Annotated in this window: 13 protein-coding genes and 1 tRNA gene; 2 read left to right on the forward strand and 12 right to left on the reverse strand. The window is 52.6% G+C overall.

Annotated elements, in window-relative coordinates:
• Positions 1-119 precede the first annotated feature (119 nt).
• Together ahbC and ACTCIA_RS14830 are read right to left on the reverse strand one after the other, a co-directional pair.
• Positions 120-1,310 (reverse strand): 12,18-didecarboxysiroheme deacetylase, encoded by a 1,191-nt coding sequence (gene ahbC / locus ACTCIA_RS14825; protein WP_463002589.1) that lies wholly within the window; start codon positions 1,308-1,310, stop codon positions 120-122.
• Between the two features lie 18 nt (positions 1,311-1,328).
• Complete coding sequence (locus ACTCIA_RS14830) at positions 1,329-3,110, reverse strand: AAA family ATPase (RefSeq protein ID WP_463002590.1); 1,782 nt, start codon at positions 3,108-3,110, stop codon at positions 1,329-1,331.
• Positions 3,111-3,336: 226 nt separating this feature from the next.
• Here ACTCIA_RS14830 and ACTCIA_RS14835 point away from each other — a divergent pair, with 226 nt between their 5' ends.
• Positions 3,337-3,555 carry a dodecin family protein gene (locus tag ACTCIA_RS14835; protein WP_410269173.1) on the forward strand — a complete coding sequence of 73 codons (219 nt, stop codon included), beginning with the start codon at positions 3,337-3,339 and terminating at the stop codon, positions 3,553-3,555.
• A 19-nt stretch (positions 3,556-3,574) separates the two neighbouring features.
• Here ACTCIA_RS14835 and ACTCIA_RS14840 read toward each other — a convergent pair whose 3' ends face one another.
• The 5 genes from ACTCIA_RS14840 to ACTCIA_RS14860 are packed head-to-tail and all read right to left on the reverse strand — an operon-like array spanning position 3,575 to position 10,550.
• Positions 3,575-4,630: a protein-tyrosine phosphatase family protein gene (locus ACTCIA_RS14840; RefSeq protein ID WP_463002591.1), complete on the reverse strand. Its 1,056-nt coding sequence runs from the start codon at positions 4,628-4,630 to the stop codon at positions 3,575-3,577.
• Positions 4,599-7,118 carry a PEP/pyruvate-binding domain-containing protein gene (locus ACTCIA_RS14845; RefSeq protein WP_463002592.1) on the reverse strand — a complete coding sequence of 840 codons (2,520 nt, stop codon included), beginning with the start codon at positions 7,116-7,118 and terminating at the stop codon, positions 4,599-4,601. The genes ACTCIA_RS14840 and ACTCIA_RS14845 overlap by 32 nt, the downstream gene beginning before the upstream one ends.
• A complete protein-coding gene (locus ACTCIA_RS14850) occupies positions 7,118-7,492 on the reverse strand; it encodes a response regulator (protein ID WP_463002593.1) in 375 nt (124 codons plus the stop codon). Before ACTCIA_RS14850 ends, ACTCIA_RS14845 begins: the two co-directional genes overlap by 1 nt.
• An 18-nt stretch (positions 7,493-7,510) precedes the next feature.
• Positions 7,511-9,610, reverse strand: a complete 2,100-nt coding sequence (locus ACTCIA_RS14855) for an ATP-binding protein (RefSeq protein ID WP_463002594.1) — start codon at positions 9,608-9,610, stop codon at positions 7,511-7,513.
• Positions 9,603-10,550 carry a phosphate/phosphite/phosphonate ABC transporter substrate-binding protein gene (locus tag ACTCIA_RS14860; protein WP_463002595.1) on the reverse strand — a complete coding sequence of 316 codons (948 nt, stop codon included), beginning with the start codon at positions 10,548-10,550 and terminating at the stop codon, positions 9,603-9,605. Before ACTCIA_RS14860 ends, ACTCIA_RS14855 begins: the two co-directional genes overlap by 8 nt.
• Before the next feature lie 233 nt (positions 10,551-10,783).
• Between ACTCIA_RS14860 and ACTCIA_RS14865 the strand changes: the two genes are divergently transcribed.
• On the forward strand, positions 10,784-11,575 hold the full coding sequence (locus tag ACTCIA_RS14865; RefSeq protein ID WP_463002596.1) for an exodeoxyribonuclease III: 792 nt from the start codon (positions 10,784-10,786) through the stop codon (positions 11,573-11,575).
• Between the two features lie 34 nt (positions 11,576-11,609).
• On the opposite strand, the gene ACTCIA_RS14870 is transcribed toward ACTCIA_RS14865, so the two are convergent.
• The 5 genes from ACTCIA_RS14870 to ACTCIA_RS14890 all read right to left on the reverse strand — a co-directional run.
• Positions 11,610-11,924: a CcdB family protein gene (locus ACTCIA_RS14870; protein WP_463002597.1), complete on the reverse strand. Its 315-nt coding sequence runs from the start codon at positions 11,922-11,924 to the stop codon at positions 11,610-11,612.
• Positions 11,924-12,172 carry a type II toxin-antitoxin system CcdA family antitoxin gene (locus tag ACTCIA_RS14875; protein WP_463002598.1) on the reverse strand — a complete coding sequence of 83 codons (249 nt, stop codon included), beginning with the start codon at positions 12,170-12,172 and terminating at the stop codon, positions 11,924-11,926. The genes ACTCIA_RS14870 and ACTCIA_RS14875 overlap by 1 nt, the downstream gene beginning before the upstream one ends.
• Positions 12,173-12,647: 475 nt before the next feature.
• Positions 12,648-12,723: transfer RNA gene (locus ACTCIA_RS14880), tRNA-Phe, on the reverse strand.
• 41 nt (positions 12,724-12,764) lie between these two features.
• Positions 12,765-13,505, reverse strand: coding sequence for a 16S rRNA (uracil(1498)-N(3))-methyltransferase (locus ACTCIA_RS14885; protein ID WP_463002599.1), 741 nt, complete (start codon positions 13,503-13,505; stop codon positions 12,765-12,767).
• A 3-nt stretch (positions 13,506-13,508) separates the two neighbouring features.
• On the reverse strand, positions 13,509-13,736 hold a 228-nt coding region (locus ACTCIA_RS14890; protein WP_463002600.1), incomplete at its 5' end, for a hypothetical protein.

A 13,736-nucleotide genomic window follows, 5' to 3' on the forward strand; every position in this document is an offset into this window, starting at 1 on the left:
AGGCTTGCGCGATTCCGAAGAATGCAGCGTACTTATCCGTACGTGAAATTCTGAGGAATCGCGCGTAACGCAGATATTGGACTTTTTACGGCGCCATCAAAGGTGAAACGCGGGTTTTTTTACTGCGTTGCTTTGATTTCTTCGTCTGTCAGGTAACAGGCCGGGTCCGGGGCCCAGACATCACCGGTGACCGCCTCGGCGCGCACCCGGAAATTGCCGCCGCAGATGTCAAGCCACCGGCATTGGGCACACCGTCCTTTAACATGGTTTTTCTTTTCCTTGAGCTTTGCCAGCAGGGGGTCTGCACCGGTGTCGGTCCAGATTTCGGAAAAGGGCCGCTGCCGGACGTTGCCGAAGCTGTGATGCCGCCAAAACTGGTCTGCGTGCACCTCACCGTCCCAGCTGATGCACCCGATGCCCCGGCCCGAGTTGTTGCCCTCGTTCATCTGCAGCAGGTCCAGGACTTCGGCGGCCCGCTCGGGGTTTTCGCGCAGCATGCGAAGATATACATATGGGCCGTCTGCGTGGTTGTCCACGGTGAGCACTTCCTTGGGCTTGCCCCGGTCATGCAGATCTTTTGTGCGGTCCATGATCAGATCCAGGAGCCGGCGGGTTTCTTCGTGGCTGACATCGTCGTTGACAAGCGTGGAGCCCCGTCCGGCATAGACGAGGTGATAAAAGCAGATCCGGGGAATGTCCATTTCCTCGAGCAGATCAAACAGGGCCGGGATTTCCTCTGCGTTAAACCGGTTGATGGTAAAGCGCAGCCCCACCTTGATGCCGGCCTGCTTTGCATTGCGGATACCTTCAAGGGCCTGATCAAAAGCACCGTCCACACCCCGGAAACGGTCATTGATATCCCGGCTGCCGTCCAAGCTGATGCCCACGTAGGAAAGGCCGATGTCTTTTAAAATCCCGGCGGTTTTTGCGTCAATCAGGGTTCCGTTCGTGGAAATGACCGCGCGCATGCCCTTTTCCACCGCGTATTGCGCCAGTTCCGGCATGTCCTTGCGCATCAGGGGCTCGCCGCCGGAAAACAGCAGCACCGGCACCCCCATGCCTGCCAGATCGTCTATTAAGGCTTTGCCTTCGTCGGTGGTCAGTTCATTGTCCTGCTGTCTGGCCTTGGCATGGGCATAGCAGTGGATGCATTTGAGATTGCATCGCTGGGTGATGTTCCAGACCACCACCGGGCGCTTGTCAATTGAGAACTGAAGCAGATGTGAGGGCAGCTGCCCGGACTGGCGGCCGTAGCGAAGCGCGTCAGACGGCTCCACCGTGCCGCAGTAAAGCTTGGAAATTCCGATCATGGATGCCTCGTTTCCGATTTATTCCACCCGGTCTTCCTTGTGTATGGATTCCGGGGTGAGGTTGTGTTTGGCAAACTCGGTTTTAATCAGATTGTCCAGAAACGCTTCGGGCTGTTCCAAGGCGTAGCCGGGAATAAAAAAACGATTTTTTCCGGTTTTGTCCCGAACCAGTTTCAGGCCGTATTCAAAATCACCGGATAATTTACGATAGATCTGGTCAATATTCAACGATTCATTTGTCATTTTCTCGGAAATGGAGTCAATGGCATCTTCTTCAAATACAATATTGACATCATGGCGATTGTAAAAATCAATTTCGATTTTCTTGATCCGGTCGTAGAAATTCTTTATCCGGCCAATGGCCGTGCCGATTTCCACCACGTAATTCCAGTAATAATCGGCAATGGCCGCGATTCTGGATTCAGAAAGCGGCAGGCCGTATTGTTCAGTCAGTTTTTTGCGGTTTTTGCGGATATAATCAACGATATGGCCGCGGTTTTGTTCGGCAACACGGACAAACTCGGCTTCCTGTCTGGCGCTGTCGCCGCCGGGCCCCATGGTTTTCAGGGTTTTTTCCGGGTTTTGAATGGCTTCGGGTGTCACCGGAAACCGCCGCACGTTCATGGACGGCAGGCGGGTCTCAAACGGAATCAAAGCCTGCTCAATAACGCTGACCAGTCCCCGGGCGCCGGTGTTTTCATCATAGGCCCGCCCGGACAGCAATTCCAGGACCTCGTCTGAGAACCGCACGTCAATGCCGTAGGTGGCAAAATCAAGCCGCTTGCTCAAGATAACCGGGTTATTGGGGTTTTGGAGGATATCGAGCAGATCTTTCCGGGTCAGGCGTTCAAATACCGAGCGCACCGGAAGCCGGCCGATAAATTCGGATTCAAATCCGTATTCCACCAGATCCTCGGACTTCACAAAGCAAAGAAGGGATGTGGGTTCCCGGGAGCTGTCGATTTTTGCACCAAACCCGATGGATTGTTGAGTGGTGCGGTTTTTGATGATTTCGGGCAGTTCGGAAAACGCCCCGCTGACAATAAAAAGGATGTTTTTGGTGTTAACGGATCGCTTCTCTCTTTTGCCGGTTTTGCGGAACTGCTCGACTTCCTGGATCATGGAGATGGGATCATGCGGGACTTTCATCTCCACTTCGGTTTCCTCCATGGGCTTTAAAAGGGCCCGCTGAACGCCGCTTCGCGACACATCCGTGCCAAAATGCTGGCGGCTTCCGGCGATTTTGTCGATTTCGTCAATGTAGACGATGCCGTACTGGGCCCGCTCAATGTCATTGTCGCTTTCGCGGACCAGGTCGCGCACCATGTCTTCCACGTCACCGCCCACGTAGCCGGTTTCGCTGAACTTGGTGGCATCTGCCTTGACAAAGGGCACCCCGATTTTTTTGGCAATCAGCTTGATCATGTAGGTTTTGCCAACACCCGTGGGACCGATCATGACAATGTTGTTTTTGATCCGGCCTTCAAATTCGTCCTGGGTGCCGGTCCGGCGCTGGTGCTCGATGCGGTTGAAATGCGTGCAGACCTTGGTGGCAAGGGTCTGCTTGGCGCTGTCCTGCTTGATAATGTACTGATCCAGATACCCGATGAGTTCTTCGGGTTTTAGGTCAAAACGGATGCCATCGGCATTTGCGCCCCTGTCTGCAGAATCTTCCGGGGATTGTTCATCCGGTACCACCACAGGTGAGACGATCTTGACCTGGTTTCCATATTTTTTAGAAAGAAAATCAGATACTTCCTTTTCTATTTCCCTGGGGTCCGGGGTGTGTGCATCTTTCATATTCATTTCATCCTGATAATTCAAACTATTGATATTCAGTGGTTATTTTCGATGGTTACACTATAATCACTTGCCCGGCAAATGCAAGGCTTGCCCGTACAGGGTGTGAAACCCGGAGCTCGTAAAAAATTGCCACATGGAAAAAAATTTATCGTTGGACAAAGCAAACAGGGTTTCTTATATTAAACACAGGTTTTTTTTCAAACTTAACGGACAAGGAGGGACCATGAGTGAGAGCGTGTACAAATTTATCGAATTGGTCGGCACAAGCCCCACATCCTGGGAGGAGGCAGTGAAAAACGCAGTTGAAACAGCTTCCAAATCCCTGCGGGATACCCGCGTGGCCGAGGTCAAGGACCTGGATGTCAAAATCGAGGGAGGAAAGGTGGCATTTTTTCGTGCAGTGGTGAAACTCTCCTTTAAATACCAGACAGGTGACGCCTAAGCCATGATGTTTATCATGGTCACTGCCCTGATTCCGGGGAGATAACAGGGTCGCTGTCCCCGGCCATCAGGTGAAACAATTGCTGAACAAATTTGCCGGACACCACGTCCGGCAAATTGATTTCCGGGGGAGTGTAGGGCGTGGTGTCTTCAAGAAAGACTTCCAGAAGCTCGTGGGAGAGCACCATAAGCTGCCATGCGGAGTTTTTGGTCATTTCCCGGGGTGTGCGGTCAAATACCCGGCACTGGGCCGGCCTGAACGCGTAAAGCAGGCAAACATCGTTGTCAAGAAGCGGGCAGGGCGGTTGTTTTTCCGGATTCCCGGCTTCTGAAGGCGTGTTTGCGGCCATGGCCCGGTCAATGGCCTGCCGGCGAAGGGTGCTGCTGAGCTCGGTGTTGATTCCGAGTTGCAGGTAAACAGCCTCTGCAAGGGACATGGTAACCAAGGAAAAGCAGCATTGGCAATGGTCTTTTCCGCAGCGGGCCGCATTTTCCGGGATATCTGCCTCGGCCCCGGCCAGGGCGGCTTTTGTCTGGTCATAATAAGGCTGGAGATCCACCTTGTAATCCGGGGCCAAAGACGGTTCCACGGATATTTTATAAGGCTTTTCCTTTTTCCAGTACTGGTGCAGAAACCGTTTCTGGGGCTGTTCCGTTGGCTGGGAACGAATGCCGCGCATTTTTCGGGCCGCGCTTTTGGTGTCATAGCCTTTGCGCAGCAGATAGGCATACACAATCGTGCCGGTCCGGCCGATGCCAAAGCGGCAGTGAACCAGTACTTTTTTACCCAGGTAAATGCATTCATCAAGCCAGTCCAGGGCCTTTTCCAGTTCCTTGATTTCCGGAAACCCCTCATCCAGCACAGGCAGGTAATATACTTCAAATCCCTGCTGCTCTTCTAATGCAACCAGTTCCTTTATTTCCATGCACAGGTTCATAATACCCCGGATGCCCTGGTGTTTGATGCTGTCGAGCTCTGCAATGGACATGGGGGCATGCCCCACTGCCAGCTGAGGTGTCACCCAGGTCAAAGGGTAAATGGGATCACCTTTTTTCTTGGACGGGAAAAATATCATGGGTTTCCTGTATGATTTCTCTGGCAAGGGTTTGAATCTGTTGTTGGTCTTCCAGCCGCATGTCGAGCATGACGGTTTTGCCCAGCACAATGCCGAGCACCACCAGCCCGTTTCCGGTATCATCCATGGATTTGCGGTCAAATTCAGCTTCCAGCAGATCTGCTGTGGTGTGTACCGCAAACCCGAAATGTTCAAGGATGGTTTGAATCAGATAAATGCGCATGTCCCGCTGCTCCGGGCTGCCGCCGCCGCCTTTGAAGCTGAAATGAATGTAGTTCTGCTCCGGGAGCGTTCCCTGAACTGAATCCAGTACGGCAAAATGATACCCGAACCGAAGCAGGGCATGCAGATATTCCCGGTCCAGGATGCCATAGCTGCTAAAAAGGGTGGATTTCTCAACATCCACGAAATCCGCCGAGCTTTTGTAATAGGCATCCCAGTCATAGTGCAGAATGCCGCTGTTCCATTGCACTGCCGGTGATCCCAGGCCGGCAAACACCTGCTGCATGGGCCGGCTCTCAATGTGTTTCAGGGAAACGGAATTCTGTCCGGCCGCCTCCGGGGAAAGCCCCTTGTGCACATCAAGCACATGCATCACCAGGGGCAGGCCGGAGTCCAGGCGTTTTGCGCCGTAGCGGTCCAGCCCTCGCCGGCCCACCAGGGAAAACATCTCCCGAACCCCGGCTTCATGCACATACCGGACAATATCATGAAGGCTCCGGCAGGATTCAATGGTAAAATCCGGGCTTTCAGAATTCGGAAGCGTGAGGGGGGAGACATATTTCAATGCATCTGCCAGTTTTTGAATTACCGGTGTTTCCGGGGCACCGGATGCTGTGCTGCCGGGTTTTGCCCGGAAAAATGTGCCGGCGAGAACTTTTCCGGAATTGCCGTCAATGCTGACATCCTGCTGGTTTTCCAGGCTATCGGCTGCGCCGCGGGCGTTGCAGATTACCGGAATGCCGGCTTCCCGGGCCACGGAAGCAAAATGGCAGGCCGGGCTTCCCTTTTCCGCCACCACTGCCCGGACCCGGTTTAAGACCAGGGTGAGTTCCGGCGGCAGCTCATCAGTCACCAAAACGGCCTGGTCCGGGATATCGGATATAAATTTCAGATCATTTAGCTTATACACCCGCCCGGCGGTCTGGCCGGAGCTGACCCACTGCCCTGTTATCAAAACCGCACTTTCCGGGTAATCCGGATGACTGTCGGGCTCATCTGCAACCGGCATTCCCAGGGGCCTGGACTGGAGAATGTAAAGCTTGCCCGAGGCGTCCAAAAGCCATTCCACATCCTGGGGCACCCGGCCTGCGGCATCCTCGAGTTTCATGCCCAGGGAAAACAGGTTTTCCAGGGTATCCGGGCCAAGAAAGTCTTTGGGCGCCACTTTCCCAACCCGGCGGCTTTGACGGTCAAAATCCGCCCGGCCCTGGTACTGCCCGCCGTCAGCCAGTTTCTCCCCGCTGCCCAGGACCATGTAGGATACAGCCAGTTCCGGCTGATGGGGGTCGCGTGTGTAGAGGATCCCGCTGATTTTGGCTGCAATGGTGGGCATGACCAGCACGGCCATGGGTGTCATTTGATCGGTAAAACCCTGGCGCATCCGGTAATGGATGGCATGGGGGCTGTATTTGCTGGCCGCCACCTGCTTGTAGGCTGCAAACCAATTTTCCAGGCCCACGTTTAAACAGGTTTTAAACTGTCCGGCAAAAGAGGCCTGCAGATCTTCTCCCACGGCACTGCTGCGCAAAGCCAGAGGTGCGTTTTCAAGGCCAAGGCGTTTTATGCCGTCTAAAAATTCGTTTTCAAGCTCGGCCGGCACTTGCGCTTCTGTGACGGCAAACTGGAGGATCTGGCTGATTTCGTTTATTTCCGAATGATTGTTTGGCCCGATGTGCGCCAGCTGTCTCTGAATCCAGGCAGTAAGGTCATTGGCCGCCAGCAGGCGGTAAAACGCCCTTGTGGTCATCACCATCCCTGAAGGAACGGGAATGTCAAAATCCCGGATCAGCCGGGAAAGCGGCGCTGCCTTTCCGCCAGCCAGGGATTCGGACAATTCCTGGTCCAGTCCCAGCACGTAAGGGGGTTCGGTTTTTGGATCATCTTCGGCCAGGGCCATGTGCGCATAAAAGGCGTATTTGCGGTGATAATTGCGCAAAAGCGCGTATTTCACCGGATTAAACCGCACAAGCGCCTCGATCAGGGTCTGGATCTCATAATCCAGAAGACCCAGCACATGACGAATGTATTCAATGTCGCAGGGGCTGTTTTTTTGCCGGATTTCCTCCAACTGCGAAATGAGCTCCAGGGCCCTGCGGTCACCGGCCCGCAGGTGCTGGAATGCAGCGTATTTCTTGCGGACCAGCGATCCGGGAAAACAGGTTTTCAAAAACCAGTTTTCCAGCAAATGGCGCGCCTGTGAGCCAATCCGCCGGGCCCGGCTCAATGGGATGGGTCCGGCTGTGGTTTCCTGGATTTTTTTGGACATCAGGCAGAGGCTTCCCGGCTTTCTATAATGCCGGCAATTTTTTCTTCAAGTTCATTTTTGTCAATGGGCTTGACCAGATATTCCCGGGCGCCGTAGCCCATGGCTTCCTTGGCGGTTTCCAGGGTGGGATAGCCCGTGAGCATCACCACATCGGTATCCGGACGTTCTTGTTTGATCTGCCGCAGGACCTCCACGCCGCTGATTTTTTTCAGCTTGATATCCAGAATGGCAATATCCACATTTTGATCGCGTACGTGGGCCAGGGCGTCGCGCTCTTCTGTGAAAACCGAAACCGAATGTCCTTTGCGTTCAAGGATGCGTTTGATCATGGCGCCGGCATCCTCCACATCGTCCAGGACCATAATGCTGCTCATCTCATACCTCCGAAATCATCAGGTTTGTCGTGTTTTTGGGGGCAGGCCGAGTTCCTCGCACTCTTCTTCCGGAAGTTCCATCTGCCAGAGGGGCAGTTCCACGAGAAATACAGTTCCGGGGCCGGTGCAGGAATCGGAATTTTCCATCTCCTGGAGATATTCTTTGGGCGCCGGGCTCAATACATTGATCCGGCCGCCGTGATTCTGAATAATGCCAAAAGTCACAGACAGGCCCAGGCCGGTGCCCTTGCCGACCGGCTTGGTGGAAAAAAACGGGTCAAAGATTTTGTTTAAATTTTCCTGCTTGATGCCCGTGCCTGTGTCGGTGACGGTAAGGGCCACACGCCGCCGGTGGGCACAAAGCTTGGTTGTAATCCGGATGCAGCCGTCATGCTCGATGGCATCCAGGGCGTTGTTTAAAAGGTTTAACCAGACCTGCTTGAGCTTGTCCTTGTCTCCCTCGATTTCAGGGATGTTGGGATCCAGGTCATGGAAAATCCGGACCCGGTTTAAGCTGAAAGTGTGCTCCACCAGGGAGATGACCTCTTGTATGGATTCATTGATGTCCACATCCGTGCGTGTGGTCTGGCTCTGTCTGGAAAAGCCGAGCAGGTCCGAGACAATACTGCTGCAGATCTTGGTCTGCTTTTCAATGATTTTCAGATCCGCCGCCATCTGGCTGTCTGCGTCCACGTCTTCGAGCAGCATCTGCGCATAGCCCAGAATAATGCCCAAAGGCGTGTTGATTTCATGGGCAACTCCGCCGGCCAGCCGGCCCAGATCCTCCATTTTCTGGGACTGCACCAGGCGATCCTGGTACTGCTTGATCACCGTAATGTCTCTGGCGGTCAGCAATAGCCCGGAAATCCGGCCCTCGGCGTACACCGGAACCTTTAAAATATGAAACCATATGACCATGTCCCCCTGTTTGACGCTGATTTCCTTGGACATGGGTTTTCCGGTCTGAAGGATCTGCCTGTCTTCATGGTAATTCTGATCCGCCTGGGATTCACTGAAAATATCAAAGTCGGTTTTTCCCACAATATCGGATTCATTTAACTGAAAATAAGAGCAGAAAGCCTTGTTTGCCGCCCGGTACACCAGTTTTTCATCCTGCAGGGCCACCATGTCGGGAGTCACATCCAGGGTTGTGCGCAGCAGTTCCTTTTGCCTGGAAAGTGCCTTTTCCGCATTGCGGGCCTGGTCAATGCGCTCCTGCAGGGTCATGGCCATGTAATCAAAGGCTTCTGCCAGTTCCTGGATCTCGTCTCCTGCATTCTGCTGATAAACCGGGCAGTTCAGGCAGTTTAAATCACCCTGGGCATCCTGCTTTAAATGATAGGAAGGACAAAGGGTGCCTGTGATATACCAGCATCTGCGCCGGGTATCCCCGTAGGCGGGGCAGGAGCGTGCCTGACACTTGTTGATTTGCCAGCATTGACGCTTGGGCTCTGTGGCGGACTGGACTTCGAGATTGCCTTTGATGACTTCGTTGGCCGATTCCGTGAGGCATTTGATCCGGTTGGTAAATTTTGAGGAAAACCACAGCACCAGTATGATGGCGCCAATGGTGACCGCAGCCGTGAGCCCAAAAATCCAGAGACGCAGCCGGTTGATCATGGCTTCCAGCCGCTGTCTGTGCATGCCGATGCGTACCGTGCCGATCCGCTCCTGCTGGATTTCCACGGGCTGGACAAAATCGTAGATTTTTCCTTCATTGGTCAGCAGAAGCATGCTTGTGACATTGTTTGGCCGGTTTTCCGGGTAGATGCTTAACAATTCCACCGGAAACCCCTGCTCAAAGGTATGCACCAGCACCCGGCCGGCCGGATTCAGGACAAACGCATAAGCAAGGTCTGAATTGGCATCCTTTAATTCATCCACCAGGTTTTTGAGACGCAGAAAATCCCGGGTCAGCAGGGCTTCATCAGATCTGTAGGCAAGGTTGGCGGCCAGCACCTTGCCGCGTTCCTTGTTTTCCCGTATGAGTTCACCAGAGGCAATATGGGTACCGATAATGCCCAGAATCAGGCCCAGACAAAGGACAACAGCCGATAGTCCCAACAGCAGTTTGCTCTTGATTTTCAGGCGCTGAAAGGAGAATGGCAGCTTATTCATATGCGTTTTCCCCGATTTTTTCCAAAAGCCTGCGGATGGCGTCAAAGTCGGTATCCTGCGCCGGGATTACCGCCTCAAAATGCGCCTTTTGAAGGATAGTTCGGTGATCGGCATTATCGGGGTCCAGTTCCAGCAGCGCCTGCTTGATTTTGTCCACCACTTCGGATTCCAGATCTTTTCTTGCGGCATACACCCAGCTCGGAAATGCCCGGGTTTGATCCAGTACGCGGATGGCCGACGGATCCACCCGGTCTTTGACCAGTTCAAGGGTGCCTTCACGGATGGAGCCGATATCGGCCTGGCCCAGGTAAACGGCCTGGACCACGGTTTCCTGTTTGCCGCCGGGACCGGGTGCAAATGATATGCGCTGGAAATCGGATTTGGAGATGCCGTTTTCCAGGAAATGATCCAGGGCAAACAAATAGCCGGCTGCAGATGACCGGTCCACGGCCATCCATCTTTTTCCCCGGCAGTCCTGCAGGGTTTCAATGGCCTTGTTGTCTGCCCGGCAGATGATCTGGCCCCTGAAGGTGGGGGTCTGGTTTTTCTCCACGATCCGGGCAAAGGCCCGGGCCTGGCCGCGGTCGGCAATGCGGGTATAAACCAGGGGATTGGAAAATGAGATGTCGATTTGCCCGGACCGGACCATTTGCATATGCTCTTCAAATGTGTCCGGAAAAACCTGCCGGATGGCCAGATCTGTTTTTTCGGCAAGATATTGCACCAGATGGTGATGTCTGGCAAAGGAGACCCTGTGGGAGTATTGCGGCAGGCATGCATAGGTCAGCGAATCAAACTCCGTGGGTGTCTGGATTTGTTTGCGCTGGCTCAGATCGACTTTTTTGACGTCATCTCCCTGATCGCATGCAAACAGAAAGCATCCGGTGACCAAAATGACCCAGACAAGAATACCGGCCGGCAATGAAAATCGTGGTTTCATTTTTTTGATGTTAGCATTGAAAGACAGAAAGTCAAGCAGACAGGGCATGGATTAGCGCTTGTGTCAATTTCCGGGCTTGCATTTTCCAATTATAATTGTGAATGGTTTGAATTGTTTTTTAAGGAAAAACCATTGTCCGCTCTTTTCCGGATGTGATATGTATCGGCGCAATTGTTCTGCTGTTCTGAAAATCCGCTGATCTGCGGCCGGTATCCGAATAAGGAGAAACAGCCATGGTGCAAAGCCCTTTAAAACTGATTTCCTGGAACGTCAACGGCCTTCGGGCGGTCATGAAAAAAGATTTCCTGCAATCCATCGACAAGCTCGATGCCGACATCGTGGCTCTCCAGGAAACCAAGATCCAGCAGGATCAGCTCACCGAACCCATGCGACAGGTAAGGGATTACGATGCCTGTTTCAGCCACGCAACAGTGAAAAAAGGCTACAGCGGCGTGGCCACCTATACACGGATCACACCGGAACACGTGGGCTACGGCATCGGCGAGCCGCGCTTTGACAATGAGGGGCGCATTATAGAAATGGATCTGGGAGATATTGTCTTTTTTAATGTCTATTTTCCCAACGGCCAGATGAGCGATGAGCGGCTGCAGTACAAGCTTGATTTTTACGATGCGTTTTTTGATCATGCCGATGATTTGCGCAAACAGGGCAAAAGCCTCATTGTGGCCGGTGATTTTAACACCGCCCACAATGAAATTGACCTGAAAAACCCCAAATCCAATGCCAACCGCTCGGGTTTTCTGCGCATTGAGCGCGACTGGCTCGACCATATCGAGCAACGGGGCTATGTGGATACCTTTCGGGCCCTTTACCCGGATACAGTAAAGTACTCCTGGTGGACCTACCGGTTCAATGCCCGCCAAAACAACGCAGGATGGCGTATCGATTACTTTTTCGTCTCAAAAGACCTGTTTGACAGCGGCCGGATTGCAGAGGCGTTTATCGACAACGACATCCACGGCTCGGATCACTGCCCGGTGGGCATTGTATTAAATCCGTCTTGATTCCACGGGGGATGGCGTCGGGGCGGGGGAGCTGTTAAAAGCCGGTGAACAGAAAATCTATGGCCGCAATGATCTCATCGCGTTTATATTCAAGGGTGCCAACTTTTTTACCCATTGATTGAACGGATATGCCAGCCAATTCAGCAGTCGACATGAAGACCGCAGTTTCATTGACTGTAAATTCAGGGTTGAGATGCCTGATCGGTTTTTCTGCGTATGCCGCAGTTAAAAGTGGCACAACTACGCGCGTTGACAATGTATCAAGCAATTCAGCCTGCACATCGAGCAGATAAGGGATTGCCTGATTGGTTTCCGGGTTGGGATTTTCATACACATCGAACTGTGTCATCAGAATTTTCTCAAGTCTTCGCTGAAGATGCCTTTTTCCCGGATTCGATGATTATAGGCTGCAATCGCATCCTGGTTCTCTTCTCTCCATTCACGGCGTTTTGCTTCGGCTATTATCTCTATAAGGCGTTTTTCAAGAGCATTTGAAAGATTTATATGGTGCTCTTTTGCCTGCCTGAGAAGGTCACTATTGATGCTCAGATTGGTCGCTTTTTTGGGAGCTCGGGAATTGTAGAGATCAACTTTCATATGTGTTCCTTTGATGCGCATTGTTTATGCTCATACCCTACGCATATAAACAAGTCCTGTCAATTTTTTTCTCTGCCAAACTTGATGGAATTGCAACAAGCAGTTTATCCCAATACAGCGGTATTTTTGCAGAAAGGAAATCCATAAGCGCCTTGGCTGATCGGCGGCACGCAAAAGCGAGTTTCCTCGCTTCAGGAGCCTTCTGAAGCCTCAATTTCCGCTCGGTAACCCGCTTTTCCGCACCGCCGTCAGGGAAACGAAGTACAATTTCGGTATAGCGTAAAAAAGGGACTTCCCTGGAAGTGCGAAAACGGATATCACCGCCAACCAATAAAGAAATAACTTCTTGATTTTACTTAACACTTAATCACTTAAAACTTAACACTGCCTGTAAAAAAGATTTTTTACAGGCTTATCAAGTTTACAAATAAGAAAGGCGGCCTTTTTTGGGGCCGCCTTAACTTATTGATTTTATTGGTGCCGAGGGGCGGATTTGAACCACCGACACGGGGATTTTCAGTCACCTGCTCTACCGACTGAGCTACCTCGGCGTAAATTTTTAAAAAATGTATAGGCAATGTGGTAAAACCTGTCAAGGACTTTTTTGAAGATCCCCGAAAACGTACTGAACCAGGGTGCAGGCGGAAATGGCGGCGGTTTCGGCCCGAAGGATACGGCATCCCATTGAAACCGCACAAAATCCCGCAGCTTCAGCATCCGCGGCTTCATTTTCCGAAAACCCGCCCTCCGGGCCCAGCAGCAGCAATATCGAGCCCGGCCCGTCCTCTGCGGGGGCGGCCAGGGGAGCCCGGGCCTGTTCCCAGAAAAAAAGTCCGGCATCCACGGTTGCCCCCAAAGCCAGGACCTCGGAAAAATCCATCACCGGTGCAATGTCGGGCACCACGCTTCGGCCGCACTGCTTAATGGCTTCCAGGGAAATGGCCTGCCACCGCTCCATGCGCTTTTTCAACCGACGGGCATCGGGCCGGGCAACGGTTCTGCGGGTGATCATGGGAATCCACCGGGTCACCCCGAGTTCGGTGAGATGCCGCACAAGATCATCCATTTTTTTGTCTTTTAAAAAGCCCTGGGCCACAATAAGGTCCAGGGGCGATTCGTTGCCGGCTTCAATCCGGTTTTCGATCACCACCCGCACGGTGTTTTCTTCTATTGAAATGATGCGGGCATCGCAGATCCGGCCGGCCCCGTCTGTGACCCGGATGCGGTCTCCGGCTGACAGGCGCAGCACGGTTTTCAGGTGACGGGCCTCTTTTCCGGTAATGCAGGGCTCCGGGCGATCCAGTTCCGACGGGTTTACGTAGAATCGTCTCATGTTCTATGGCTGTGTTTTATATAGTGCCTGAACGAAAACTAGGTTTTCGTTCAGGAAATCCGAAATCCGAAGCTCGAAATCCGAAACAATGACCAAAACCCTAAATGCATCAATGACAGAAACACCCTGTTTTTTTAAGCTGTTGGTTTTTATCATTTGAACATTCGATATTCGTATTTGTTTCGGATTTCGGATTTCGATATTCGGGTTTTGGCTGAACAGGGTTTTCGT

The organism is Desulfosalsimonas sp. (genome assembly GCF_055149105.1).